We start from the raw sequence: 26750 nt of genomic DNA, 5'->3' as shown, positions 1-26750 counted from the left end.
GCCGCTCAGCTCTGCTCGGCGCGGACCGAGGCTTCGTGCCGCACGGGGAAGTTCATCGAATTCGCGATGAAGCACCATGCGTTCGCCTGGGCATGGGCACGTTCGGCCGCCTCTCTCATCGAGGCGTCCGCGACGACGACCTCGGGCCGCAGCATCACCTCGACGAACGCGCCGCCGCCGCGCCCGTCCTCTCGCATCATGCCGGAGGCCGTATCGCGGTAGGAGACGACGACGACGCCAGCCGTCACGCACGCGTGCAGATACGAGAGCAGATGGCACTGCGACAGGGAGGCGAGGAGCAGATCCTCAGGGTTCCACCGGGACGGATCGCCACGGAACGGCTTATCGGCTGAGGCCAGGATGTCGGGCTTGCCGTCGACCTCGAGCGTGACATCGCGTCGATACTCGCGGTAGCCGCTGGTTCCGGTGCCAGAGTTTCCGGTCCAGGTCGAGGTGAGTGAGTAACGGTGCTCGCCGAGCGGCGCGAGTCGATCTGCCATATCGACAGTCTGCCACTCGACTCTGCCGGACGATGTGCCGGACGATGTGCCGGACGATGTGCCGGTGGCACGGTCGACACCCATCCGACGATATCCTGGGGAGGTGCTGGAGACTCTCACCGTTCAAGATGCCGTGGAACTCGCCGTCGTCGAACGCAGCGGGTTCATCGAGTCCCGCCACGCGGGGGCGGCGGTGGTCCTCTCACCCGACGGCGACGTCGTCGCTCGATACGGCAACGCCGACGCCCTGATACTTCCGCGCTCGAGCCTCAAGCCGCTGCAGGCCGTGGCGTGCATCACCGCGGGTGCCGCTCTCGAGGACGAGCAGCTCGCCATGTCGACCGCGAGCCACAGCGGCACGGATCGTCATGCCTCCGTCGTTCGCGACGTGCTCACCGAGGGCGGTCTCACCGAGGACCACCTGGGCTGCCCGCCGGCGTGGCCGGGCGACACCGCCGCTCGCGATGAGCTCGTGCGCGAACACGGCGCACAGACACGTATCCGCATGAACTGCTCAGGCAAGCACGCGGCCATGCTCCGTGCCTGCGTCGCGACGGGCTGGCCGACCGACAGCTACCTGGACCCGGCGCATCCGCTTCAGCTGCACATCCGCGACGTGATCGAGCGTCTCACCGGCGAGAAGGTCGCTCACACGGCCATCGACGGCTGCGGCGCCCCGGTATACGCGATCACGCTGACGGGCCTCGCCCGATCGATCCACCGGATCGGCACCGCCTCGGACCGCTCGCCCTTCGCCCTGCACCGGGTGGCCGGCTCGCTGGTGCGCGCGGTGCGTGAGCACCCGTGGACGATCGACGGCCCGGGGCGCCCGGACACCATCGCGATCGAGACACTCGGCGTGTTCGCGAAGGGCGGTGCCGAAGGGATCATGGTCATGGTCGCCCCGAACGGCACGACCGTCGCGCTGAAGATGCTCGACGGCGGGGCGCGCGCGTCGACCATCGTGGCGGCGACTCTGCTGGCGCGCGCAGGCGGGCTCACCGATTCGGACGTGGCGACACTCGCCGCCGCGCTGCCTCTCGAGGTGCTCGGCGGTGGGGCGACGGTCGGAGCCGTTCGCCCCGGCAGTGCCATCTGACCAGGAGACGACACGCTTCTCATCGCCGGGGCGCGAGTGCCGGGATCACGATTCGTCGGGGCCCGGAGTCGCCGACCAGCGACCACGCCCGGCCCGCATGCGGTCGCGAATACGGCGGGAGCTCTCGCACACCGGCGAGCTGCCGCAGCTCCGCGGCATTCTCCGCGCGGATGAGCACTTCGCCCTCTCGACGCACCCGCTGCCACAGCGTCCAACTGCGCTGCCACGCGTCTGCATCGCCGAGCACGACGGTGGGACGCGTGGGTGCCTGAGCATCGCGCGGTTCGCCGCTCAGAGTGACGACGTCGCAGTCGGGATACGCAGCCGCCACTGACTCCGCCACCGCAGACACCCCCGGCGTGATGAGCGCCGTGAGGGCACGCCGCGGAGCCCAGCCGTCACTTTCCCGTTCCCGATATCGAGAGGTGCCACTGGATGGACCCGACGACCGCAGTCGCTCCTCGGGGACCCAGACCAGTTGGATCTCCCGATCCCCCATCCGCATCCGTCCCGGACCGCGCTGCGGATCGAAACCTGCGGAGTCCCCACCCGCAGCAAGGTGATCGACCCGACTCGGCATCCTGAGCAGCCCCCGACGCGGCAGAGCATCGAGAAGCCGCCCGACGGGCCCCGATGCTCTCGTCGCCGTGATCGCGATCGTGGCTCCGGCCCCGTTGCGGAGGATCTGCTCCCAGAGCTGCGCCAGCTGTTGGCCGTACTCGACGGGCAGCTCGCCGATCCGGACGTCGATGTCGTCGCACAGCACGAGCCCCCCGCGCGGAACTCCCCCTTCCGCCAGAGCCACGACGGCGTCCCACGAATGCTCTGGATCGGTCGGTATCCAGAGTGGATGCCCATGCTGCTTGGCGAGCGCACGCAAGGCCGAGCTGCGCCCCGACTCGGGTCCTCCGAGGAAGGCGATTCCTCGATCGGATCCGATCGACAGCCGCTCGAGTGGCTGCTCCTGACGTTCCGGCTCGTCGGCTCGACCCAGGATGACTTCGCCGTCCTTGCGTGTCTCAGCCCGAAGCTCCGCGAGAGGAAGCATCCGCGGCAGCACCGGCAGCCACGGGCTGCCCGGAACGTCGGCGTCAGCCCATCTCAGCGCGATCGCCCTGAGATCGGCGACGCCGGTCAGCGCTACTCGCATCGCGATCGGCGCAGCGTCCTGCGGGCGCCGAACCAAGCCAAGCCCCTCGACTCGACGCCGCCCGGGAGCTCAGCCGCGTCGTCGGCACCGATGACGGCCCGACTGTCAGCGGCGTCCGCAACACGCAGGCTCACTCTCAGCGGACAGTTCGCCGCCAACGCATCGCGGATCACGCCAGACGCGCGCTGCGTCCCGAGGACCAGGTGCATGCCCAACGCCCTTCCCCGAGCGGCGATGTCCGTGAACACAGCCCCGAGGTCCGGATGATCCTGGAGCAGCGCGGCGAACTCGTCGACCACGATGACCAGCCTCGCCATGCCGACCTCACGGACGTCTCGTGCGCCGGCCTCGGCGAGGACCGACTCGCGGCGCCGCAGCTCGGCGGTCAGGCTGAAGACGCCCCTCCGCGCCCCCTCCTCATCGAGGTCCGTGATCACTGCAGCCACCTGCGGGAGCATCCGAAGCGGTTCGAAGGCTGTGCCGCCTTTGAAGTCGGCGAGGACGAATGTCACTCGATCGGGTCCATGGCGGCTCGCCATGGCCGTCACCCACGAGACCAGCAGCTCGCTCTTGCCCGTTCCGGTCGTGCCGGTCACGATGGCGTGCGGCCCGTCATCGACGATGTCGAGGAGCATGTCCTCCCGCTCACCACGGCCGATTGCGGCCGGCAGACCGACGAGCGATTCCGGCTGCAGCAGGTCGCTGAGCGCCACCGACGCGGGGACAGAATCGAGTTCCTCTCCCTCTCCTGTGCGACTGACCCCGATCGCGATCGTCTGATCCCGGGACATGCACTCGGCGTCGACCTCGACGATGCCCTGCGCCGTGCGGACGCGCGCCCGGTGCGGCTCGGTGACATCGATGACGGTCGTTATCCCCTCCGGAACATCGTCATCCCGATCCAGCAGCCAGATCACGGCGTCGGCCGCCGGTCGAGGATCAGCGCCCTGCACCACGGCCACCCGGAACGAGCCGCGCCGCGCGGCGTGGGCCTGCGGGAACCCCGCGAGCCCCAGCTCTTCAAGACGGCAGCCGATGATGGACATCTGGGCGGCGCCGAATCTGAGACACAGCTGCACCACGAGCGCTCTCGTCGCGGCGGCGACGAGCGGATACGAGCCGCGCAGTCCGATGCCGCCGCTGAGGGGCACCGTCACCGGCACCCGCTCGACCCTCGCGCATCGCATCCGGAAGTCCCGTTCGCGCTCCCCATCCCCGCCCGAAGCGCGCACGCCGCTGTCGCCGGCACCGCTGCCGACGACGACCTGAGTGGCGGCGGCGGGTGGATCGAGGCCGCGCAGCGGCGGCTGCGCCAGGCCTGCCGATGCGTCGGGATGTCGATGCCACCGCAGCTGACGCTCATCATCGTGAAGCTGCGTCAACTGAGCTTCGACGAGCGACCACGCAGCCTCGCTGTCGGTCGCAGCCACCCGCGATGCCTTGCGTCGGGATCGCGACCCGTCGATCAGCGACGCGATGATCATCAGGGGACCCAGAACCGCGAAGCACAGGGAGAACAGCGAACCGGTGACGAGCCAGAGCACCACTCCAGCGGCTACGGGAACGAGTGCCGCGACGAACGGTGTCGGAGGCCTACGAGCCGGTGCGGGAGCGGCAGGGATCGCGATCGGCAGAGAGTCCATGCCTCCAGTGGACCGCACATGCGGGGCTCAGAATCAGCCCTCCACAGTGAAAGGACGTCAGACGGAGGACTCGTCCGTTGTGGAGGAGGACTCGTCCGGCACCGAGGGCGACTCGTCCGCGATCTGCACGATGACGAGCGTCACGTTGTCGCGACCGCCATTCTCGAGTGCCGCAGCGAGCATCGCATCGACGGCGGCAGCCGGATCGGCGTTCTCGCGGAGGAAATGCTGGATGCCGTAGTCGGTCAGCTCCTTCGTGAGTCCGTCAGAGCAGATCACGAAACGATCTCCCGGGCGCACATCGAGCGTGACGTAGTCGGGAGCGGTGAGCTCGCTCGCCCCGACCGCTCGTGTGATCACATTGCTGTACGGATGACCTTCGGCCTCTTCAGGGCTGATCTTGCCTGCCGCGATGAGTTCCTGCACGACCGAGTGGTCGGTGGTGATCTGCACCAGGCGGTCGTCCCTGAGGAGGTACACGCGCGAGTCGCCGATGTTGAGCGACGTCCAATGCGGCTCGTCGCCCTCGAACTCGAGGAAGACTCCGGTGAGCGTCGTCCCTGTACCCTCGTCTGTGGTCTCCGGATGGTCGGCGATGTCGGCCACCGCCATCTCCAACGCACCCTCGATGGCGCCGCGATCGACCGCGCCGGCAGCGACCACGGCGTCGAGCCGCTTCACCGTGCTACGGCTCGCGATCTCGCCGCCCGCATGGCCACCCATGCCATCCGCGACGATGAAGAGCGGATAGTCCGCGAAGAACGCGTCCTGGTTCGTCTCCCGTCGCCGACCCACGTCGGTGACGCCTGCCCAGGAAAGGAGCAGCTGACGCTGCGCAACCGTGACGCGGCGCGTCTTCGTCGTCGTCTCAGCCACTCGTCGCCTCCGGATTTCCTGCGGTTCGGGCTACCCCAGGACACTCACATATCGTAGTGGACGCCGCGACGGCCGCACGCGCACCCCCGGCCATCACGCGGAGTCCTGCGGCGCCGACTCTGGGCTGCGACATGAGCATGCCTCCACGTTATCGTCTTCCACCGTTGCTCTTCACCACGCCGCGAGCGCCCCCTACAGCACAGAGCCCCCGACCGAAGTCGAGGGCTCTGTGCGGTATGCGATCAGGCCGGAGGCTGCGTGGGATCCGTGGGCGGAACCTGCGGAGCGGCCGGAGGCGCTGCGGGCGGAGCCGGCGGAGCGGTGGGCGGTGCCGTGGGCGGCGTCGACGGAGCAGCCGGCGGAGCACCGGTGGTCGACGGGGCCGCGGGCGGAGCGTAACCGGGCTGCGCGGGCGGAGCGTAGCCGGGCTGCGCGGGCGGTGCGTATCCCTGCGGAGCGGGGGGTGCATAGCCCTGCTGAGGAGCGCCGTAGCCCTGCGGAGCGCCGTAGCCGGGACCTGCTGCCGGACGCGGCTGCACAGGAACGCCATCCCAGACGGTGGAATCGGCGAGGAAGCTGTTTCCTGCCCACGGTGCGGGAACGATGTTCGGGTTCCAGCGCGACTTGTCGAACGCGTTGATGCCGTACCAGACGATCGAGAGCAGAACGAACAGGACCACCCAGACGGCATCCTTCTGCAGCTTCAGTCCGACCCGCCATGCGGCCAGAGCGAGCACCACGGCGAGAGCGATGCCGGTCAGGAAGTTGAGGTACGGAATGAACGAGAGACCGATGCCGATGAGGACGACCCACGGCGAGATGTCACCCAGCTTCGCGAAGATCATCGTGTTGTACACCGGCACCCACGCACGCCACTTGCCCTGGACGCCAGCCTTTTCGAAGATCTTCATGAGGAAGATCGACGAGATCACATAGAACGCCAGCGCGAAGAGCAGACTGATCAAGAAGACGACGAACAGACCGGCGATAGCCGCCCCGTTGTCGTAATAGTCGTTGTACATGATCCCCTCCGGATCCGATGGAGCGGACGCTGTGCGCGCCGCGAGACCCACCATATCGGTGTGCTGATATTCGGGGCAACGACACACGCGGAGACAGCGCACTGCCCGTCATGCACCGTCATTCCGCGACGACGAGCTCCTCGACACCGCGGTCGTCGGTCGGTCGAAGGACGAGACCCCTGCTCGCCGCCCATGTCCGAAGCGTGCGAAGCGACCGAACTCTCGGGCGGTCCTCCGCCAGGGCGCGCACGAGAAGACCCTTGGACTTCTTGTTGAAGTGATTGAGAGCCCGTCCGTGCTCGGTGACGACCCGCACATAAGCGGAGGGCACGGAGTCCGGCACGGGGCCGAGCGCGACGTAGGCCTCACTGCGCAGATCGAGAATGAAGTCGGGGTCCTCTCCCGCTATGGCCGCCGTGGTCGCGTCTGCCCAGTGCCTGCGCAGCGCAGCCAGGCCCGGCACTGAGGTCCCGGCAGCGAGCCGGTACGGCGGAATGAGATCGAGCGCTCCGATCGGCCCCAGCGGCGCCGAGTGGATCCAGACGTGCGAACCGAGCCAGCGGCGAGACGCGGGGTCGAGACGGCCCGCGTCGAGAGCGTCATACAGAACGCCCGTGTAACGGTCGACCGCCGGCATCGTCGCGGCCGAGCGCAGCATCCGATTGTGCTCGACATCGCCTGCCTGCTTGGGGCTCAGCTTCAGCGCTCTGCGCGCTGCCTGCTCGTCGTGCGCCAGATCGATGAGCGCATCGATCACCGCTCGGCGCTCGGCGACCAGCCCGGGGAGCGCCAGCGAGCTCTCGTCGAGAGGCGCATCGCGTCCTCCGGGTCGCTTGGTCTCCGACGGGGGCAGCAGAATCTTCATGAGACCTCGGGATACAGACGCGTCCGCCCCGACCCACTGAGGGTCGAGGCGGACGCGAAGAACTGGGACTGATCAGGCGATGAGAGCCGCGTTGCCTGCCACGATCGTCAGGACGTCGCTCTCCATCGAGAGGAATCCGTCCTGCGCGTTGGCGAGCACCTTGGTGCCATCCGTCTGCGTGATCCGGACCTCGCCCTGGGCGAGGATCGCCAGGACCGGCTCGTGGCCGGCCATGAATCCGATCTCACCCTCGACGGTCTTGGCGACCACGAGGCTCGCCTCTCCCGTCCAGACCTCCGCATCCGCGGAGACGAGGCTGACATGCAGTGCCATGATCAGCCGTTCTCCTTCTGGATCTTCGCCCACTGCTCTTCGACATCGGAGATGCCACCGACGTTGAAGAAGGCCTGCTCGGCGACGTGGTCGAAGTCACCGCGGGCGATCGCATCGAACGACTCGATGGTCTCCTTGAGCGGGACGGTCGAACCCTCGACACCCGTGAACTTCTTGGCCATGTAGGTGTTCTGCGAGAGGAACTGCTGGATGCGACGTGCACGAGACACGACGATCTTGTCCTCTTCGGAGAGCTCGTCGACACCGAGGATGGCGATGATCTCCTGCAGTTCCTTGTTCTTCTGGAGGATCTGCTTGACCGTGGTGGCGACGCGGTAGTGGTCCTCGCCCAAGTAGCGGGGGTCCATGATGCGCGACGTCGAGGTCAGCGGGTCGATGGCCGGGTACAGACCCTTCGACGCGATCTCACGCGAGAGCTCCGTGGTGGCGTCGAGGTGGGCGAACGTGGTCGCCGGTGCCGGGTCGGTGTAGTCATCGGCGGGCACGTAGATCGCCTGCAGCGAGGTGATCGAGTGGCCACGGGTCGACGTGATGCGCTCCTGGAGGAGGCCCATCTCGTCGGCGAGGTTCGGCTGGTAACCCACGGCGGAGGGCATGCGGCCCAGCAGCGTGGAGACCTCGGAACCGGCCTGCGTGAAGCGGAAGATGTTGTCGATGAAGAGCAGCACGTCCTGCTTCTGCACGTCACGGAAGTACTCCGCCATCGTCAGAGCCGAGAGGGCGACGCGCAGACGCGTTCCCGGCGGCTCGTCCATCTGGCCGAAGACGAGGGCCGTCTTGTCGAAGACACCTGCCTCTTCCATCTCGTGGATGAGGTCGTTGCCCTCACGGGTGCGCTCACCGACACCGGCGAACACCGAGACTCCACCGTGGTCCTGCGCGACGCGCTGGATCATCTCCTGGATGAGGACGGTCTTGCCGACACCGGCTCCACCGAACAGACCGATCTTTCCACCCAGGACGTACGGCGTGAGGAGGTCGATCGACTTGATGCCGGTCTCGAACATCGTGGTCTTCGACTCGAGCTGGTCGAAGTTGGGAGCCTTGCGGTGGATCGGCCAGCGCTCGGTGACCTCGATGGTCTCGCCGGGCTCGAGGTTCAGGACCTCGCCGATCACGTTGAAGACCTTGCCCTTGGTGACGTCGCCGACCGGGACCGAGATGGCCTCGCCCGTGTCGCGGACTTCCTGGCCGCGGACGATGCCGTCGGTGGGCTTCAGCGCGATGGCGCGAACGAGGTCGTCGCCGAGGTGCTGAGCGACCTCGAGGGTGATCTCCGTGGACTCCTCGCCGATGACGATGGTGGTCTTCAGAGCGTTGTAGATGTCGGGGATCGAGTCGTGCGGGAACTCGATGTCGACAACCGGACCGTTGACGCGCGCGACGCGCCCGACGACCGCGGTCGCCGGCTGGTCAGCCGTAGCGGTGGGGGTCATTTCTTCGTCTCTTTCCTGATGGTCTATTTGCTCGACGAGAGGGCGTCGGCGCCGCCGACGATCTCCGCGATCTGCTGCGTGATCTCCGCCTGACGCGCGTTGTTGCGCAGACGGGTGTAGTCGGTGATGAGCTTGTCGGCGTTGTCGCTGGCCGACTTCATCGCCTTCTGCGTGGCGGCCTGCTTGGCGGCAGACGACTGCAGGAGAGCGTTGAAGACGCGGCTCTGGATGTACACCGGCAGGATCGCGTCGAGGACTGTCTCGGCATCCGGCTCGAACTCGTACAGCGGGTAGACGGCGCTGCCCGCTTCCGAGTCATCGGCTTCCGCGATCTCCAGCGGGAGCAGTCGCACGGATTCCGGCGACTGCGTCATCATGCTGACGAAGCGGTTGTACACGAGGTGGATCTCGTCGACGCCACCCTCATCCGCACCGCGCGAGAAGTCCTCGAGCAGCGTGGCCGAGATCTCCTCCGCCGTGTGGAACGACGGGGTGTCGGTGTCGCCCGTCCACTCCGCAGCAGCCGCGATGCGGCGGAACTGGAAGTAGCCGACGGCCTTGCGTCCGACGAGGTAGAACACCGGCTCCTTGCCCTGCCCCCGCAGGAGCTCCGCCACCTCGAGACCCTCACGGAGGATCTGCGAGTTGAAGGCTCCGGCGAGACCGCGGTCCGACGAGAAGATCACGACCGCAGAGCGGCGGATCGTCTCGGGCTCGCGGGTGAGCGGGTGGTCGACGTTCGAGTGCGTCGCGACGGCGGACACGGCCCTCGTCACGGCCCGCGCGAAGGGGCTGGACGCTTTGACGCGTGCCATCGCCTTCTGGATGCGCGAAGCCGCGATGAGTTCCATCGCCTTCGTGATCTTCTTGGTCGTCTGAGCAGAAGAGATCTTCTGCTTGTAGACCCTGAGTTGAGCGCCCATGAAATCAGTTCCTCACGCGACTACGCGCGACGACCCTTGACGATCTTCTCCTGGTTGACGTCCTCAGCCTCGGCTGCAGCGTGCTCCTCGTGACCCGGGGCGCCGATGGCCTGCCCCTTGCCACCCTGGAACTCCAGAAGGAAAGCGTCGGTGTGCTTGTCGAGCTCGGCGACGGTGTCGTCATCGAGGACGTTGGTCTCGCGCAGGGTCTCGAGCACCTTCGTGTTGCGACGCAGGTAGTCGAGCAGCTCGCGCTCGAAGCGAAGCACGTCCGAGACCTCGAGGGTGTCGAGCTTGCCCTTCGTTCCGGCCCAGATCGAGACGACCTGCTCCTCGACGGGGTACGGCGAGTACTGAGGCTGCTTGAGCAGCTCCGTCAGGCGCGCTCCACGGGAGAGCTGACGACGCGAAGCCGCGTCGAGGTCGGATGCGAACATCGCGAACGCCTCGAGGGAGCGGTACTGCGCGAGCTCCAGCTTCAACGTTCCGGAGACCTTCTTGATCGACTTGACCTGAGCGTCACCACCGACTCGCGACACCGAGATACCCACGTCGACCGCCGGACGCTGGTTGGCGTTGAAGAGGTCGGACTGGAGGAAGATCTGGCCGTCGGTGATCGAGATCACGTTGGTCGGAATGTATGCCGAGACGTCGTTCGCCTTGGTCTCGATGATCGGGAGACCGGTCATCGAACCTGCGCCGAGCTCGTCTGACAGCTTCGCGCAACGCTCGAGCAGACGCGAGTGCAGGTAGAAGACGTCACCCGGGTAAGCCTCGCGGCCCGGCGGACGACGCAGGAGGAGCGACACCGCACGGTAGGCCTCAGCCTGCTTCGACAGGTCGTCGAAGATGATGAGGACGTGCTTGCCGCCGTACATCCAGTGCTGGCCGATGGCCGAACCGGTGTAGGGAGCGAGGTACTTGAAACCGGCGGGGTCGGATGCCGGAGCCGCCACGATGGTGGTGTACTCCAGAGCGCCGGCCTCTTCGAGCGCGCCCTTCACCGAAGCGATGGTCGAGCCCTTCTGACCGATGGCGACGTAGATGCAGCGCACCTGCTTGTTGACGTCGCCCGACTCCCAGTTGGCCTTCTGGTTGATGATCGTGTCGATCGCGATGGCCGTCTTGCCGGTCTGGCGGTCACCGATGATCAGCTGACGCTGACCGCGGCCGACGGGGATCATGGCGTCGATGGCCTTGATGCCGGTCTGCATCGGCTCGTGCACCGACTTGCGCTGCATGACACCCGGTGCCTGCAGCTCGAGCTCGCGAACGCCTTCGGTGGCGATGGAGCCGAGGCCGTCGATCGGGTTACCCAGCGGGTCGACGACGCGACCGAGGTAGCCGTCGCCGACGGGAACCGAGAGGACCTCACCCGTGCGGGTGACTTCCTGGCCGGCCTCGACGCCGGTGAAGTCACCGAGCACGACGACACCGATCTGGTGCTCGTCGAGGTTGAGCGCGAGACCCTTGGTGCCGTCCGCGAAGGTGACGAGTTCGTTCGCCATCACCCCGGGCAGTCCCTCGACATGCGCGATGCCGTCGGCTGCGTCGATGACGGTGCCGACCTCGGTCGCCGCGGCCCCAGTGGGCTCGTATGCTGCGGCGAAGTCCTTCAGCGCGTCACGGATGACGTCGGGGCTGATCGATAGTTCTGCCATTGTCTTCCCTTTGTATCTGGGTGCGCGGTTCCCCGCGCGAAGTCGTGTTAGCCGGCGAGCTTCTGGCGAAGATCGGCGAGACGGGCGGAGATACTGCCGTCGATGACGTCATCGGCGATCTGCACGCGCAGGCCTCCGACGACAGAGGGGTCGTTGACCTCGTTGAGCGAGATCTTGCCGTCGTAACGACGCGAGAGAGCGTCGCTGAGACGGGTGCGCTGTGCGTCGGTGAGCGGTGTGGCGCTGTGCACCGTCGCGACCACACGGTCGCCCTGGTCGGCGACGACCCGCGTCGCACGGGTGAGCATCTGCCGAACGCGACGGTCACGAGGCTGGCGCACCAGCGACGAGACGATCACGGCGGTCGCGTCGCTGACGCCCCCGGCGAGAAGCCTGTCGACGAGCGCGCCCTTGGCGTCTTCGCCCCCGAGGCGGCTTCCGAGCGCGAGCTCGAGCTCCGCGTTCGCGGCGATCACCCGGGTGAAGCCGAAGAGCTCTCCCCCGATGTCAGCCTGCGGTTCGGCGATCGCGGCAGCCCTGATCGCGAGTTCCTCGACGCCGTCCACGAGCTGGGAAGCCGATGACCAGCGCTCGGCGACGACCGTCTTCAGGACGGTCTGCGCGTTCTGCGAGAACCCGCCGAACACCGCGGCGACGACGTTCTGTCGCGCCACGACCGGAGCCGACGGGTCAGCGAGCGCGCCGCTCAAATGAGACGACTCCGCCACGGCGCGTGCGGCTGCGAACAGCTCCCGCGCCGTGTCGAGAGTGACGTCCGTCGCTGCGGCAAGCGTCTGAGTGGATGCCGCGAGTGCCTGAGTGGTCGCGCTGCCCATTACTGAGCCGCCTTCTCGGATGCTTCGAGGTCGGCGAGGAAGCGGTCGACGACCGCGGTCGCACGTGCATCGTCGGAGAGCGTCTCGCCGACCACGCCACCGGCGAGGTCGATCGCGAGCGAGCCGACCTCGCTGCGCAGCGAGACGAGAGCGGTCTGCCGCTCGGCCTCGATCTGCGTGTGCGCGGTCGCGGTGATGCGAGCTGCTTCGCTCGACGCGGCTTCCTTGGCCTCGGCGACGATCTTCTTGCCGTCCTCACGGGCGGCTTCGCGGATCTCACCGGCCTCGGTGCGTGCCTCGGCGAGCTGACGGGTGTACTCCTCGAGCGCGGCCTCAGCCTGCTTCTGTGCTTCGTCCGCCTTGGCGATGTTGCCCTCGATGGCGGCGGACCGCTTGTCGAGCATTGCCGTGAACTTCGGAAGGGCGACCTTCCACACGACGATGAGGATGACGAGGAACCACAGACCCGACCAGATGATGTCGTACCACGCAGGGATCAGAGGGTTGGGTGTTTCACCCTCTGCTGCGAGGTTCGTGACAAGAGCGTTCAGCATCCTGTCTCCTTCAGAAGTCGGTTCGGATTACGGGAAGGGGATGAATCCGACGGCGATGCCGACGAATGCAAGCGCCTCGGTGAAGGCGATACCGATCCACATGAGGACCTGCAGGCGGCCGGCCAGCTCGGGCTGACGAGCGACACCCTCGATGGTCTTGCCGACGACGATACCCACGCCGATGGCCGGACCGATCGCTGCGAGGCCGTAGCCGACCGATGCGAGGTGACCGTTGATGTCTGCGAGAACCGTAGTAGCGTCCACGGGTTTTTCCTTTCGTTGGGTGGGACGGCAGTTGCCGACCCGCTCAGTGCTCTTCTGCGACCGCGAGCTGGATGTAGACCGCGGTGAGGACGGTGAAGACGTATGCCTGGAGAACGGCGACCAGGATCTCGAAGAGAGTGAAGGCGCCGCCGAAGGCGAGGGTTCCGACACCGAGAGCGGCCCAGCCGCCACCTGCGGTGAAGAAGAAGAACTGGGTGGCTGCGAAGCACAGCACCAGGAGCATGTGGCCGACCACCATGTTCATCAGGAGTCGGAGCATCAGCGTGACGGGCCGGATGATGAACGTCGAGAGGAACTCGATCGGCGTCACGATGATGTAGACCGGCCACGGAACGCCGGCCGGGAACAGCGCGTTCTTGAAGAAGCCCAGCGGGCTCTTCTTGATACCCGCGTAGATGAAGGTGATGTAGCTCACCAGCGCGAGCGTCAGCGGCACGGCCGCGATGCTCGTGCCTGCGATGTTCAGGAACGGGATGATTCCCGTGATGTTCATGAACAGCACCATGAAGAAGATGGTGGTGAGGATCGGCAGGAATCGGTTGCCGTCCTTGCGTCCGAGCAGATCGTGCGCGATATTGGTGCGGACGAAGTCCAGGCCCATCTCGACGACGCTCTGGAAGCGTCCGGGGACGATCTTCATACGGCGGGTTCCGAGAACGAGGATCAGCACGACGGCGACCACGGCGAGGAACTGCACGAGGTGGATTCGGTGCACGGGGATACCCGCGACTTCGAAGAGGATCTCCGGGAAGAACTCGTCGATCGAAGGTCCGTGGAACTCGCCGTCAGAGGCGAGTTTGGGCATCAGGGTCGCAGCAAGATTGAACAGCGCGGGCTCCAGCTTCGGGGCACCGGTCAGAACCGGGGCGACGATGGTCGGTGTGCTTCAAGCGCAAGCGCTCGCGGGCGAGCGGCGGGCACGTCTCAACACTATCAGAATAAGAGGGTGTCCTAAGACCGCGGGGGCTGTTCGTCGGAGCCTTCCTGCGCAGGGGGTTCGGGCACGATGTGGTGGCGCCCGGGCGCACGATCCTCCGGCACGACGGTCGGCAGCTCCACCCCCGGCGCGCGGTCGATCGGAGCCTCGGAGGGAAGGGACGCGTCGCTCACGTGCGGAAGGCGCATCCGCGTGATGACGATCACGTCGATGACGAGGGTCGCCACCACTCCCGTGACGATCGACAGGAAGAACACCATCGGCTCGATCCACGGCTGACCGCTCAGGACGATCATGATCACGACGAAGAGACCGAGCTTCAGAAGCCATCCGCCGAGCACGATCGCGAAGAACAGCTGCACGTAGAGCGGATCGCCGAACCAGCGGTTGGCGATGAGGATGCTGAGGGCCGTGATGCCGAGGAACAGCATGGCGAGCACGACGCCCAGCAGGCCGCTGACGAGACCTTCCGTCCCGCCGACGAGGAGGCCGATCGCTCCGGCGACGATCGCGAGGACCGCCATCGAGACCGCGGACCAGATCAGCGTCCTCCGCAGGATCGGATTGCTGGAAACAGGGCTCGGGCTCACGGGGACTCCACGGGTGTCGGGTCGGACTCAGCAGACGCCGCGGGCTTCCGTCGGCGCAGAGGATTCAGGGTGATGACGAGGCACGCGGCGATTCCCACCAGGCCGAACACGACTCCGGGGAGGTACTGGCCGGGCCAGTCCTCACGCGCGCCCACGTACATGAGGAGGACGGCCAGGGAGATGACCGCGGTCCAGGCGTAGAAGATGAGCACGGCGTCGCGGTCGCGGTGGCCGAGGTCGAGCATGCGGTGATGCAGGTGCTTGCGGTCGGGTGAGAACGGCGACTTCCCCGCGTTCATCCGTCGCAGCACTGCGAGCCCGAAATCGAGGAGCGGCAGCAGCACGACCAGAAGAGGAAGGAGGATCGGGATGAACGCGCCGAGGAGCTGCGATCGTCCGAGTCGCTCGGGATCGAGGGCCGACGGCTCGAGCTGCCCGGTCACGGCGATCGCGGACGTCGCCATCAGCAGACCGATCACGAGCGCTCCCGAATCGCCCATGAAGAGCTTCGCAGGACTCCAGTTGAACGGGAGGAAGCCGAGGCACGCGCCGATCAGCACTGCGGCGAGGAAGGATGCGAGGTTGAAGTAGCTCGATGCTCCGGTGTCACGCGTCAGGATGTAGGAGTAGGCGAAGAACACGCCGTTCGCGATCAGGCAGACGCCGGCGACGAGGCCGTCGAGGCCGTCGATGAAGTTGACGGCGTTCATCACGATGACGATCGCGAACATCGTGATGGTGATGCTCAGCCAGCTCGAGAAGACGATCAGATCGCCGAACGGCAGGGAGAGGATCTGCAGCCCGCCACCGACGGTGATGATCCCGGCGGCGAGGAACTGTGCGCCGAGCTTGATCATCCAGTCGAGATCCCACAGATCGTCGACGACGCCGATGACGGCGATCAAGAGGGATGCGGCGAGGATCGACCACATCGTCTGCGGCGGCATCCACATGGTGGTGAAGAACGGATTCAGAGCCGAGACCCCGATCGCCGCTGCGATGCCGAGGAAGATCGCGACGCCACCGAGACGGGGAGTGGGAGTCGTGTGCACATCCCGCTCTCGGATGCCGGGGTACAGCTTGAAACGCAGGCTCAGCTTCCAGACCGCCCAGGTCAACGCGAAGGTGATCGCGGCGGTCAGGATGATCGTGAGGAGGTACTGCTTCACGAATCCCCGTCCGATTCCGGCGACGGCGCCTCGGGTTCGAGCAGGTCGCCGAGCACCTCCTCCAGCCGTTCGCGGCTGACGGCGCCGGCTCTGAGGATGCGAACACCACCGGCGGCGGGCTCCGCGCCGCGGGGAACCAGGGAGGTCGCGTCGACGATCGTCGACGCGACCCCGTCGCGACTGACGCCGTCTGCGAGATACACCGACACGCTGTCTCCGAGCATCCGCTCGGCATCGAACGCGGAGATCGCCGACTCACGGCCGGTGAGGTTCGCGCTGGAGACGGCCAGCGGTCCGGTCTCCGCCAGGAGCTCCAGCGCGACGCGCCCCTCGGGCATTCTGACGGCGACGGTCCCCTCCGTGTCGCCCAGGTCCCAGACGAGAGAGGGCTGAGCGGGGAGAACGATGGTCAGGCCGCCGGGCCAGAAGGCGTCGACGAGTCGCTGGACGGGCTCGGGAACGGACTCCGCCAGCGCGTGCAGCGTCTCCTTCGTGCCGATGAGCACGGGAGGCGGCTGATTGCGCCCTCGCCCTTTGGCGTCGAGGAGGCGCTGTACGGCAGCGGGAGAGAACGCGTCAGCGGCGACGCCGTAGACCGTGTCGGTGGGCATGACGATGAGTTCGCCGCGGGCGATGGCCTGGCGGGCGTGGCGCATGCCGGCGAGGAGCTGGGCCTCGTCGCCGCAATCGAAGATGGAGGACATGACGATCCGATTCTAGTTGGCGATGTCTGTGCGGTTCGTGTCTGCGCGTCAGGGACGCAGAGCGGTCGTCGCGCGGTCTCGCGACGTGAGGTCGCGGTGCGTCGCGGCGGCACGCCAGCCGTCGCGCGTGAGGATGCTGCGGATCTCCTCGCCCTGGAGCTCGCCGTGCTCGATCACCAGCAGCCCGCCCGGATGCAGCAGCTCGAGCGCACGGACGCTGAGCACACGCACGATGTCGAGCCCGTCTTCTCCCCCGTACAGCGCCATCGACGGATCGAAGAGCCGAACCTCAGGGTCACGAGGCACCGCGGCGTCCGGAACGTACGGCGGGTTCGAGATCACGACGGAGGCAGTGCCGTCGAGCTCCGCGAACGCGTGCGCCAAGTCGTCGTTCACGAGGGTGAGGTTGGCCACCCCCGCCGTGTTCCGAGCCGCCCACGGATACGCGTCGGGCGAGAGCTCGGCGGCGAAGATGCGCGCATGGGGCACCTCGGTGGCCATGGCGAGTGCTATCGCCCCGCTGCCGGTGCCGAGATCGATGCCGATCGGGTCGGGAAGCGCGGACCCGAGGAGCGCGTCGATCGCGTACTGCACGACCGTCTCGGTCTCAGGTCGCGGGACGAAGACTCCGGGCCCGACCGCGAGCTCGAGGTGGCGGAACGGCGCCGTTCCGGTGATGTGCTGCAACGGCTCCCTGCTCGCACGACGGGCGACCAGAGCCCGCAACGCCTCGGCGTTCGCCTCCTCCACCGCATCACCGCGGATGATCGATGCCTGCACCTCACCACGCCGCGCGCCGAGGACGTGACCGGCGAGCAGCTCCGCGTCGACGAGAGGATCCGTGACGCCGGCGTCGGCGAGCTGTCGGGCCGCCGCATGCACGGCGGAGGCGAGGGAGAGATCGGACATGGATCAAGCGTAGAGCGCGGCAGGTGTCATATTGCCCACCCCCCTAGGGCTCTCGCCTAGGCTGGAGCGCGCAGTCCCCCGTACAGGAAGGCTCTCCCCATGCCCGGTATCCACTCCGACATCACCTCCGCTTTCGGCAACACTCCCCTGGTTCGTCTGAACCGGGTCACCGAGGGCCTCGGCGCGACAGTTCTCGCCAAGCTCGAGTTCTACAACCCGGCCTCGAGCGTCAAAGACCGGCTCGGCATCGCCATCGTCGACGCTGCGGAGGCCTCGGGCGAGCTGAAGCCCGGAGGCACGATCGTGGAGGCGACCAGCGGCAACACCGGTATCGCGCTGGCGATGGTCGGCGCCGCACGTGGGTACAAGGTGATCCTCACGATGCCCGCGTCGATGTCCAAGGAGCGGCGCCTCCTTCTCAAGGCGTTCGGCGCCGAACTCATCCTCACGGACCCCACGAAGGGCATGACGAACGCGATCGCCGAGGCGGAGGCGATCGCCGCCCGCACTCCGGGTGCCATTCTCGCGAAGCAGTTCGCCAACGAGGCGAACCCCGCGATCCACCGCCGCACGACGGCCGAGGAGATCCTCCGCGACACGGAGGGCTCCGTCGACTACCTCGTCGCCGGCATCGGCACGGGCGGAACCATCACGGGCGTCGGTCAGGTCCTGAAGGAGCGCGTCCCCGGCGTGAAGATCGTCGCCGTCGAACCCAAGGATTCGCCCATCCTCACCGAGGGACACCCCGGGCCGCACAAGATCCAGGGCATCGGACCGAACTTCGTGCCTCCCATCCTCGATCGTGATGTCCTCGACGAGGTCATCGACGTCACGTTCGACGATGCCATCCGTGTCGCGCGCGAGACCGCGAGCCGCGAGGGCATCCTCGTGGGCATGTCGAGCGGAGCCGCGATCTGGGCCGCTCTGCAGGTCGCCCAGCGCCCGGAGGCTGCGGGGAAGACGATCGTCGTCATCATCCCCTCGTTCGGCGAGCGTTACCTCTCGACCGCGCTCTACGAGGATCTGCGCGAGGCCTGAACTCCCGATGGACATGATCGGCCGAATGCGCGAGGACATCGCGGCAGCCCGACTTCGCGACCCCGCCGCGCGCAGCGGCGCCGAGGTGGCACTGCTGTATCCGGGGATGCACGCGATCTGGGCCCATCGGGTCTCGCACGCGCTGTGGCGCCGCCGGCTGCGGCTGCTCGCCCGTGCGACATCCCAGGTGTCGCGATGGCTCACCGGGATCGAGATCCACCCCGGCGCGCGGATCGGTCGACGCTTCTTCATCGACCATGGCATGGGCGTGGTCATCGGCGAGACGGCAGAGGTCGGCGACGATGTGATGCTGTATCACGGGGTCACTCTCGGCGGCCGCACGCGTGACTCAGGCAAGCGGCATCCGACGCTCGGCGACGGCGTGGCCGTGGGAGCAGGCGCGAAGATCCTCGGACCGATCACGATCGGCGAGGGCTCCGTGGTCGGAGCGAATGCCGTGGTCACGCGCGACGCCCCGGCGGACAGCATCCTCGTCGGCGTGCCGGCCAAGCCCCGTGCACGGGTCATGGGCGAGGACACCCGAGCGGTGCTCACCGCACCCGACTACTCGATCTGACGCGCCCGCGCTCTCAGGCCGCCCCACGGCGAGACCTCACCTTGTCGACCTTCTTGCGAAGGAAGATCAGTGGCAGCAGCACGCTGCCGAGCGCGGTGATCAGCCAGACGATCACCGATCCGAGCAGCCAGCCCACGAGATCGACGATGCGCAGCCCGCCGATCGGCAGCAGGACGACGACCACGAGGGCGATGAGCGTCGAGAAGATGCCGATGCCGCCCATCAGGACCGGTGCATAGCGATCCGCGATCTTGCTGACCCATGGTGAGAGCACGCTCTGCAGCACGGCGAAGATCAGGATGCAGAGCACGAACCCCCACCACTGGTCCCACTGGATCTGGAATCCCTCGAGCGCGAGGTCGGCCACGATGAGACCGAGACCGGCCGAGATGACGTACATCAGCGCGCGGAAGAGGAAGGTGATCACGCGCCGAGCATATCGCTCTCACTGGGCGACGAAGAAGGGGATCGCGCCCGACAGGATGCCGACGGCGAGCATCACGAGCGACACGATCACCGCGCGCCACAGCACCTTCCTGTGGTGATCGCCCAGGTTGACGCTGGCGAGCGAGACGAGCAGCAGGATCGCCGGCACGAGCGGGCTCTGCAGGTGGACCGGCTGACCGATGATCGATGCCCTCGCCATCTCGACGGGGCCGATGCCGAACGTCGCCGCGCTCTGCGACAGCACCGGCAGGATGCCGAAGTAGAAGGCGTCGTTCGACATGAAGAACGTGAACGGGATCGACAGAACACCGGTGATGGGTGCGAGGAAGGGGCCGAGCGCAGGCGGAAGCACGTCGGTGATCCAGGTCGCCATCGCATCGACCATCCCGGTGCCGGTCAGGACGCCGACCAGGACTCCGGCCGCGATCACCATCGAGACGACACCGACGATGCTGGGCGCATGGGCCACGATCTCGGACGCCTGTTCCTTGATCCCTCGGAAGTTGACCAGCAGCGCGACGGCGGCACCGACCATGAACACGTACGGGAGCGGCATGATGTCGAGAACGAGCAGCACCATGACGGCGACGGTGAGCGCGAGGTTGAACCAGATCAGTCGCGGCCTCAGCGTCGGGCGCGCGGGGTCGAGCATGGTGTCCGCCATGGCGGTGTCGGCCGGGTCGACGCTGGCCGCGGCGACGGGCCCTCGCCCACCGGCGACGACGACGATGTTGCCGGTGCGGAGCGCTGCACGGGCGCCGGGCTTCGGTCCGGCACCGCGGAAGATCTTCGGCACTGTAGAAAGAGCACCGCCGTCGGAACCCGTGAGCAGCCCTTCGGAGTCGAGGCGCCCGAGTCGGCGGCGCTCCCCCAGCCCGAGCATCCAGGCGAAGCCCAGCGTCACGACGATGCCGACGCCGAGAGCCGGCAGCATGGGGACGAAGATGTCCGTCGGCTGCAGTCCCAGAGCGGTCGCCGCGCGCACCGTCGGCCCGCCCCAGGGAACGATGTTCAGAGTGCCGTTCATCAAGCCGGCGACGCACGTGAGGACGACCGGACTCATGCCGAGACGGAGGTAGATCGGCAGCATCGCCGACGTCGTGATGATGAACGTCGTCGAGCCGTCGCCGTCGAGCGAGACGGCTCCCGCGAGGATCGCGGTTCCCAGCACGACCTTCGCCGGGTCATCACCGAGAACACGTGTGATCACCCGGATCAGCGGATCGAACAGGCCGACGTCGATCATGATGCCGAAGAACATGATCGCGAACATCAGCAGCGCTGCGGTCGGGGCCATCGTGGCGATCGAATCGAGGATCATGTCGCCCATGCCGAGCCCCGCACCGGCGAACAGCCCGAACACGGTCGGCACGAGGATCAGCGCCACCATGGGCGTCAGTCGCTTCGTCATGATCAGCGTCATGAAGGCCAGCACCATGGTGAATCCCAGGAGGACCAGAACCCATTCGGGCGGCACGAACGCGAGGTCGTAGGTCGGCGCCTCTTCTGCGGCCGTGGACAGGCCGGTGAGTGCATCGAGCATGCTGTGACTCCTTCGTCGAAGCTCCGTCGACTGCGACGGATCCTGACGAGACTAGGCAATCCCTCCCCGCAGAGCGCGGTATGCCGCATTCTCGGATGTTGTGCGCGTAGCGTGGTTTCTGCGCATATTGCGCGGGAGCAGAGAGGGAAGGACCACGGTGTCGACGACGACGACGCGACCTCGGTTCGCGACCCGCACGCTGCTGCTGCATCTCGCCACGGTCGCCCTTGTCGTCGTGATGTGCACCGGCGTGTACCTCCTACTCGCCGTGCAGCAGCTTCGCACCGAAGCCGAGTCCACCGCCCTCGGCATCGCCCGGACCCTCGCCGAGGACCCGCAGGTCCGCGACGAGGTCGCACGGATCTCGGCCGCCGAAGAGGCGCCGGACCCGGACGAGCTCAGGAAGGGCGAGCTCGCGCGCCTTGCAGCGGACGTCTCTGACCGCACCGGTGCACTGTTCGTCGTCATCGCCGATGAGGACGGCATCCGCCTCGCCCATCCCACCAGTTCACGCATCGGCCAGATGGTGAGCACACCCTTCGAGGAGGTGCTCGCCGGGAACGAGGTGGTCGACTGGCAGACCGGAACCCTCGGCGAGTCGGCTCGCGCCAAGGTCCCCGTGCTCGACGATGCGGGGATCCCCGTCGGCGAGGTCAGCGTCGGATTCGAGCGCACAGGCGTCTTCGATGACCTGCCTCCGCTGCTCGCGGTGATCGGCATTACCGCCGCCGGTGCCCTGGCGCTGGCTCTCCTCGCGTTTCTGCTGCTGCGCCGTCGCTGGGAGCGCCTGACGCTCGGCGTGCAGCCCGAGGAGCTCGTGGCGCTCGTGCAGAACCAGACAGCAGTGCTGAATGGCGTGGATGACGGCGTCCTGGCCGTCGACACGGCAGGGATCGTGCGGGTGAGCAATGATGCGGCCGATCGGATGCTCGGTCTCGCCGCCGCTGTGGGACGACCGCTGGCGGAGCTCTCGCTGCCGAGCGCTGTCGTCGAGACCGCGACGGGAGCGCCCACGACGTCGAGCACCGTCGTGGACCACCGCGTGCTCTACCTCGATTCCCGTCCGGTGATCCGCGACGGCAGGCCGCTCGGACATGTGCTGATCATCCGTGACCGCACGGACCTCATAGCTCTGACGGAGCGACTGGAGACCGTGCAAGCCGTGACCGCCGCTCTGCGCGTGCAGCGTCACGAGTTCGCGAATCGGATGCACGTGGTCGCGGGGCTCATCGACGCAGCCAGGATCGACGATGCTCGGGGATTCCTCGATGAGCTCGTCGAGCGCGGCTCGGTCGCATTCCCCGTCGCCGGGCTCGACCTGCTCAGCGACCCGTTCCTGCACTCTTTCCTGGGCGCCAAGGGGATCGAGGCCGGTGAACGCGGCGTCTCCCTGCGCGTCGCGGACGAGAGCCAGCTGATCGGCAGTGTGGCAGAACCGGAGGACGTCGCCGCCGTCGTGGGCAACCTCGTCGACAACGCGGTGACCGCCGCCGTCGCCGGAGCGCGGACTCCCCGCTGGGTCGAGGTCGCGGTGCTCGGAGACGGCGACGCGCTCGTCGTCACGGTCGCAGACTCGGGACCGGGACTCGCGGGGATCGACCCGATGGCTCCGAGTCAGCCGCGCGACGACGACACAGACCGCGTGCACGGCCGCGGGCTCGGCATCCCGTTGGCTCGAGACATCGCGCGCCGCCGCGGCGGCGATCTCTGGATCATCGACGCAGGAGGCGAGGAGCACGGTGCCGTGTTCGCCGCTCGACTCGGTGGCACCGTCACCGACACATCGACGACTGAGGAGAACCGATGAACGATCCCCTGCGGGTGCTGATCCTCGACGACGACTTCCGCGTCGGACGACTGCACCGGAGCATCATCGACGACCAGCCCGGATTCTCGGCACTGGAGCCCGTCCGCACCCTCGCCGAGGCACGGGACGGCATCCGCTCATCACGCCCTGACCTCCTCCTGGCGGATGTCTTTCTCCCGGACGGAGACGGCATCGCCCTCGTGCGTGAGAGCGGCGTGGACGCGATCCTCATCTCGGCCGCCGACGACGCGCCGACGATTCGACGCGCGCTCAGATCGGGCGCCGTCGGGTACCTGCTGAAGCCGTTCGATCGTCGGGCGCTGGTCGGCCTGCTCGAGCGCTACGCGCGGTACCGCAACCTGCTCGCCGGAGATCGTCCCCTTCGCCAGGAGGACACCGATCGCGCCCTGGCGATCCTCCACGGATCCGGGGAACCTGTGTCTGTCTCGCGATCCGCGACCGAGCAGCTGGTGCTCACCGCTCTCGGCGACGGCGAGGCGTCGGCGGCAGAAGTCGGAGAGCGCGTCGGGATCTCGCGTGCCACCGCGCAGCGCCACCTCGCGGCTCTCGCTGCTCGGACGGTCGTGGAGGTCCGCCTGCGGTACGGGGCGACCGGACGGCCGGAGCACCGGTACGCGGCCCGCTCCTGACCCGCGCCGCAGCTCAGCGGCGTCAGCTCAGGAGTCGGAGCCCACCGCGGCGAGTCGAGCCTCTTCGTCGGCCTGGATCGCACTCTCGATGATCGGCTCGAGAGCGCCGTCCATCACCTGATCGAGGTTGTAGGCCTTGAATCCCGTGCGGTGGTCGGCGATGCGATTCTCGGGGAAGTTGTAGGTGCGGATGCGCTCGGACCGATCCATGCCGCGGATCTGCGACTTGCGTGCATCGGATGCCGCGGCATCCAGCTCCTCCTGCTGCTTCGCCAGCAGTCGCGCCCGGAGCACGCGCATCGCGGCCTCACGGTTCTGCAGCTGCGACTTCTCGTTCTGCATCGACACGACGATTCCACTGGGCACGTGTGTGATGCGCACCGCCGAGTCGGTCGTGTTGACGGACTGTCCGCCCGGGCCCGAGGACCGGAAGACATCGATCTTCAGGTCGTTCTGATTGATCGCGATCTCGTCGGGCTCGTCGACCTCGGGGAACACCAGCACTCCGGTGGTCGAGGTGTGGATCCGCCCCTGCGACTCGGTCGCGGGCACGCGCTGCACGCGGTGCACGCCGCCTTCGTATTTCAGGTGCGCCCAGACGCCCTGGGCGGGGTCCGTGGACGATCCCTTGATCGCGACCTGAACGTCCTTGTAGCCGCCGAGATCGGATTCGTTGCGCTCGAGGAGCTCGGTCTTCCAGCCCTTGGAGGCTGCGTACTGGATGTACATGCGCAGCAGATCCGCGGCGAACAGCGCCGACTCGGCGCCGCCCTCCCCCGCCTTGATCTCCATGATGACGTCGCGCGCGTCATCGGGATCGCGTGGGATGAGCAGTCGGCGCAGCTTCTCCTGCGATGACTGCACCCCCTCTTCGAGGGTCGGGATCTCAGCGGCGAACGCCTCGTCCTCGCGGGCGAGCTCCCTCGCGGCGTCGAGGTCATCGGATGCCGCCGCCCACGCCTCATAGGCGGCGACGATCCGCGACAGCTCGGCGTAGCGACGGTTGACGCGCTTCGCCCGAGCAGCATCGGCGTGCACCGCCGGGTCGGAGAGTTCCTCCTGCACCCGGCGATGCTCGTCGATCAGAGTCTGGACGGACTCGAACACCCCGGCTCCGCTCAGCGGATGTTGTTGTCGTGTCCGTGCGCACCCGAGGGGAGCGTCGGAATCGACTTCTGCATCTGCACGAGGAACTCGACGTTCGAGTGGGTCTCCCTGAGCTTGCCCAGGACGACCTCGAGCGCCTGCTGCTGGTCGAGGCCCGCAAGGGCGCGACGCAGCTTCCAGGTGATCTTGACCTCGTCGGTCGACAGCAGCATCTCTTCGCGGCGGGTGCTCGACGCGTTGACGTCGACGGCCGGGAAGATGCGCTTGTCTGCGAGCTGGCGCGACAGGCGCAGTTCGCTGTTGCCGGTGCCCTTGAACTCCTCGAAGATCACCTCGTCCATCTTGGAGCCGGTCTCGACCAGCGCCGTGGCGAGGATCGTCAGGGATCCGCCGTTCTCGATGTTGCGCGCAGCACCGAAGAAGCGCTTGGGCGGGTACAGCGCCGAGGCGTCGACGCCACCCGAGAGCACCCGTCCGGATGCCGGAGCAGCGAGGTTGTACGCACGGCCGAGGCGGGTGATCGAGTCGAGCAGCACGACGACGTCGCGGCCCAGCTCGACGAGACGCTTGGCGCGCTCGATGGCGAGCTCGGCGACCGTGGTGTGGTCTTCTGCCGGACGGTCGAAGGTCGAGGCGATGACCTCGCCCTTCACCGTGCGCTCCATGTCGGTGACCTCTTCGGGGCGCTCGTCGACGAGCACGACCATGAGGTGGACCTCGGGGTTGTTCTGCGCGATCGCGTTGGCGATCTGCTGCAGGACGATCGTCTTGCCGGCCTTGGGCGGCGCGACGATGAGGCCGCGCTGTCCCTTGCCGATCGGGGCCACGAGATCGATGATGCGCTGCGTGAGCTTCTCGGGCGCCGTCTCGAGGCGCAGACGCTCCTGCGGGTAGAGCGGCGTGAGCTTGCCGAACTCCACACGGGTCGCGGCGTCGTCGATCGACAGGCCGTTGATCGAGTCGACCTTCACCAGCGCGTTGTACTTCTGGCGGCCCTGCTGCTCGCCCTCGCGGGGCTGCTTGATCGAGCCGACGATCGCGTCGCCCTTGCGGAGGTTGTACTTCTTGACCTGTCCGAGCGACACGTAGACGTCGCTGGGGCCGGCGAGGTATCCGGTCGTGCGGACGAAGGCGTAGTTGTCGAGCACGTCGAGGATTCCGGCGATCGGGACGAGGACGTCGTCCTCGCCGATCTCGGTGTCGAACTCGTCCGTCGGCGCGCCGCCGCGGCGCTTGTTGCGCTGACGATTGCGGCCGTTGCCGCCCTCGTCTTCGGCGGGTGCCGTCTGCGGCTGCTGCTGCTGCTGGGGCTGCTGCTCGCCGCCCTGGCCGTTGCCGTTCTGGCCGCGTCCGCGGTTACGGCTGCGGTTGCGGTTGCGGTTGCGACCGCCCTGCTCCTCGCCGTCGCCGGAATCAGAGGAGGAGTCCGCCGCGGGTGCTGCCTCGGCCGGTGCGGCGTCAGCGGGCTTCTCGGCTGCGGGAGTCTCGGCCTCGGCAGCAGGCTTCTTCGCCGTGCGGCGTCCGCGACCGGTGGTCTTCTTCGGCTCGTCGGCAGAACCCGCCTCTGCGGAACCGGCGTCCGCGGAGCCGTTGGACTCTGCGGTCTTCGCTGCGGGAGCCTCGGTGGATTCGGCGGGTGCTGGCGCGGAGGCTGCAGGAGCCTCGGCGGTCGTCGCAGGAGACTCAGCGTTCTCTGCGTCAGCCTTCTTCGCACGGCTGCGGCGAGGGGCCTTCGCCTTGGGTGCCGCGTCGGCGGCGGGTGCCTCGGCTGCGGGAGCCTCGGTGGCCGGTGCGCTGTCGGTGGATGCTGCGGCCTTCTCGGCCTTCTCAGCCTTCGCGGCGGCGGTCGCGGTGCTCGCACGGCGCGGAGCGCGCTTGCGGGCCGGTGCGACCTCGGTCGCGGCGGTCGTCGCGGCGTCGGAGCTCGCGGCCTTCGCCGCAGCCTCGGCGGCGGGTGCCGCCTGGTCGTTCTGGGTCTCGGAGAAATTCTCCACGAGTACTCCCTCTTTGGTCTCGGGGACATGAGCGGCACGCGCACAACGGGTGCTGCGCGCGATCGCACGGGCTG

Annotated in this window: 27 protein-coding genes; 5 read left to right on the top strand and 22 right to left on the bottom strand. The window is 67.6% G+C overall.

Going from position 1 to position 26750, the window contains the following annotated elements; genetic code table 11:
* Positions 1–5: 5 nt before the first annotated feature.
* Positions 6–500 (bottom strand): OsmC family protein, encoded by a 495-nt coding sequence (locus AKG07_RS02235; protein WP_053099076.1) that lies wholly within the window; start codon positions 498–500, stop codon positions 6–8.
* Positions 501–603: 103 nt separating this feature from the next.
* Here AKG07_RS02235 and AKG07_RS02230 point away from each other — a divergent pair, with 103 nt between their 5' ends.
* Positions 604–1599, top strand: coding sequence for an asparaginase (locus tag AKG07_RS02230; RefSeq protein ID WP_053095770.1), 996 nt, complete (start codon positions 604–606; stop codon positions 1597–1599).
* Positions 1600–1618: 19 nt separating this feature from the next.
* On the opposite strand, the gene AKG07_RS02225 is transcribed toward AKG07_RS02230, so the two are convergent.
* The 17 genes from AKG07_RS02225 to prmC form a co-directional block, all read right to left on the bottom strand.
* Positions 1619–2749, bottom strand: a complete 1131-nt coding sequence (locus AKG07_RS02225) for a hypothetical protein (protein ID WP_150115053.1) — start codon at positions 2747–2749, stop codon at positions 1619–1621.
* Positions 2740–4392: an FtsK/SpoIIIE domain-containing protein gene (locus tag AKG07_RS02220; RefSeq protein ID WP_053095768.1), complete on the bottom strand. Its 1653-nt coding sequence runs from the start codon at positions 4390–4392 to the stop codon at positions 2740–2742. The genes AKG07_RS02225 and AKG07_RS02220 overlap by 10 nt, the downstream gene beginning before the upstream one ends.
* 57 nt (positions 4393–4449) lie before the next feature.
* Positions 4450–5268, bottom strand: a complete 819-nt coding sequence (locus tag AKG07_RS02215) for a PP2C family protein-serine/threonine phosphatase (protein WP_053095767.1) — start codon at positions 5266–5268, stop codon at positions 4450–4452.
* 242 nt (positions 5269–5510) lie between these two features.
* The gene (locus tag AKG07_RS17790) at positions 5511–6290 is read right to left on the bottom strand and encodes a DUF5684 domain-containing protein (RefSeq protein WP_157538147.1); all 780 of its coding nucleotides are present in this window, start codon (positions 6288–6290) and stop codon (positions 5511–5513) included.
* 118 nt (positions 6291–6408) lie between these two features.
* Positions 6409–7155, bottom strand: coding sequence for a YaaA family protein (locus AKG07_RS02205; RefSeq protein ID WP_053095765.1), 747 nt, complete (start codon positions 7153–7155; stop codon positions 6409–6411).
* 72 nt (positions 7156–7227) lie between these two features.
* Positions 7228–7488, bottom strand: coding sequence for a F0F1 ATP synthase subunit epsilon (locus tag AKG07_RS02200; protein WP_053095764.1), 261 nt, complete (start codon positions 7486–7488; stop codon positions 7228–7230).
* Between the two features lie 2 nt (positions 7489–7490).
* Positions 7491–8945 (bottom strand): F0F1 ATP synthase subunit beta, encoded by a 1455-nt coding sequence (gene atpD / locus AKG07_RS02195; protein WP_053095763.1) that lies wholly within the window; start codon positions 8943–8945, stop codon positions 7491–7493.
* Positions 8946–8968: 23 nt separating this feature from the next.
* Positions 8969–9868 (bottom strand): F0F1 ATP synthase subunit gamma, encoded by a 900-nt coding sequence (locus AKG07_RS02190; protein ID WP_053095762.1) that lies wholly within the window; start codon positions 9866–9868, stop codon positions 8969–8971.
* Between the two features lie 20 nt (positions 9869–9888).
* Positions 9889–11529 (bottom strand): F0F1 ATP synthase subunit alpha, encoded by a 1641-nt coding sequence (gene atpA / locus AKG07_RS02185; RefSeq protein ID WP_053095761.1) that lies wholly within the window; start codon positions 11527–11529, stop codon positions 9889–9891.
* 47 nt (positions 11530–11576) lie between these two features.
* Positions 11577–12365, bottom strand: a complete 789-nt coding sequence (locus AKG07_RS02180; protein ID WP_053095760.1) for a F0F1 ATP synthase subunit delta — start codon at positions 12363–12365, stop codon at positions 11577–11579.
* Positions 12365–12919: a F0F1 ATP synthase subunit B gene (locus AKG07_RS02175; protein WP_053095759.1), complete on the bottom strand. Its 555-nt coding sequence runs from the start codon at positions 12917–12919 to the stop codon at positions 12365–12367. The genes AKG07_RS02180 and AKG07_RS02175 overlap by 1 nt, the downstream gene beginning before the upstream one ends.
* Positions 12920–12946: 27 nt before the next feature.
* On the bottom strand, positions 12947–13183 hold the full coding sequence (atpE, locus tag AKG07_RS02170; RefSeq protein ID WP_042541851.1) for an ATP synthase F0 subunit C: 237 nt from the start codon (positions 13181–13183) through the stop codon (positions 12947–12949).
* Positions 13184–13226: 43 nt separating this feature from the next.
* Positions 13227–14009 carry a F0F1 ATP synthase subunit A gene (gene atpB / locus AKG07_RS02165; RefSeq protein ID WP_053095758.1) on the bottom strand — a complete coding sequence of 261 codons (783 nt, stop codon included), beginning with the start codon at positions 14007–14009 and terminating at the stop codon, positions 13227–13229.
* Positions 14010–14155: 146 nt separating this feature from the next.
* Positions 14156–14731 (bottom strand): hypothetical protein, encoded by a 576-nt coding sequence (locus AKG07_RS02160; RefSeq protein WP_053095757.1) that lies wholly within the window; start codon positions 14729–14731, stop codon positions 14156–14158.
* Positions 14728–15900, bottom strand: a complete 1173-nt coding sequence (locus AKG07_RS02155; RefSeq protein WP_053095756.1) for an MraY family glycosyltransferase — start codon at positions 15898–15900, stop codon at positions 14728–14730. The genes AKG07_RS02160 and AKG07_RS02155 overlap by 4 nt, the downstream gene beginning before the upstream one ends.
* On the bottom strand, positions 15897–16604 hold the full coding sequence (locus AKG07_RS02150) for an L-threonylcarbamoyladenylate synthase (protein ID WP_053095755.1): 708 nt from the start codon (positions 16602–16604) through the stop codon (positions 15897–15899). Before AKG07_RS02150 ends, AKG07_RS02155 begins: the two co-directional genes overlap by 4 nt.
* A 48-nt stretch (positions 16605–16652) precedes the next feature.
* Positions 16653–17513 (bottom strand): peptide chain release factor N(5)-glutamine methyltransferase, encoded by an 861-nt coding sequence (gene prmC, locus AKG07_RS02145; RefSeq protein WP_053095754.1) that lies wholly within the window; start codon positions 17511–17513, stop codon positions 16653–16655.
* Positions 17514–17612: 99 nt separating this feature from the next.
* On the opposite strand from prmC, the gene cysK reads away from it, so the two are divergent.
* Both cysK and epsC read left to right on the top strand, forming a co-directional pair.
* On the top strand, positions 17613–18551 hold the full coding sequence (gene cysK, locus AKG07_RS02140; protein WP_053095753.1) for a cysteine synthase A: 939 nt from the start codon (positions 17613–17615) through the stop codon (positions 18549–18551).
* A gap of 7 nt (positions 18552–18558) precedes the next feature.
* On the top strand, positions 18559–19128 hold the full coding sequence (gene epsC, locus AKG07_RS02135; protein ID WP_053095752.1) for a serine O-acetyltransferase EpsC: 570 nt from the start codon (positions 18559–18561) through the stop codon (positions 19126–19128).
* 13 nt (positions 19129–19141) lie between these two features.
* Here the strand turns inward: epsC and AKG07_RS02130 are convergent, their stop codons facing one another.
* Both AKG07_RS02130 and AKG07_RS02125 read right to left on the bottom strand, forming a co-directional pair.
* Complete coding sequence (locus AKG07_RS02130) at positions 19142–19555, bottom strand: hypothetical protein (protein ID WP_053095751.1); 414 nt, start codon at positions 19553–19555, stop codon at positions 19142–19144.
* 18 nt (positions 19556–19573) lie between these two features.
* Positions 19574–21118 carry a CitMHS family transporter gene (locus AKG07_RS02125; protein WP_053095750.1) on the bottom strand — a complete coding sequence of 515 codons (1545 nt, stop codon included), beginning with the start codon at positions 21116–21118 and terminating at the stop codon, positions 19574–19576.
* 157 nt (positions 21119–21275) lie between these two features.
* On the opposite strand from AKG07_RS02125, the gene AKG07_RS02120 reads away from it, so the two are divergent.
* The gene (locus AKG07_RS02120) at positions 21276–22925 is read left to right on the top strand and encodes a sensor histidine kinase (RefSeq protein ID WP_308418035.1); all 1650 of its coding nucleotides are present in this window, start codon (positions 21276–21278) and stop codon (positions 22923–22925) included.
* On the top strand, positions 22922–23575 hold the full coding sequence (locus tag AKG07_RS02115) for a response regulator (protein WP_053095749.1): 654 nt from the start codon (positions 22922–22924) through the stop codon (positions 23573–23575). Before AKG07_RS02120 ends, AKG07_RS02115 begins: the two co-directional genes overlap by 4 nt.
* 27 nt (positions 23576–23602) lie before the next feature.
* Here AKG07_RS02115 and prfA read toward each other — a convergent pair whose 3' ends face one another.
* On the bottom strand, positions 23603–24682 hold the full coding sequence (gene prfA, locus AKG07_RS02110; protein ID WP_053095748.1) for a peptide chain release factor 1: 1080 nt from the start codon (positions 24680–24682) through the stop codon (positions 23603–23605).
* An 11-nt stretch (positions 24683–24693) separates the two neighbouring features.
* On the bottom strand, positions 24694–26676 hold the full coding sequence (rho, locus tag AKG07_RS02105; RefSeq protein ID WP_053095747.1) for a transcription termination factor Rho: 1983 nt from the start codon (positions 26674–26676) through the stop codon (positions 24694–24696).
* Positions 26677–26750 lie beyond the last annotated feature (74 nt).

Origin of the sequence: Microbacterium sp. CGR1, from assembly GCF_001266755.1 — a bacterium.
Taxonomy (GTDB): domain Bacteria; phylum Actinomycetota; class Actinomycetes; order Actinomycetales; family Microbacteriaceae; genus Microbacterium.
Note: the sequence above shows the minus strand (reverse complement) of the source record. Positions and strands in the feature narration are given on the sequence as shown.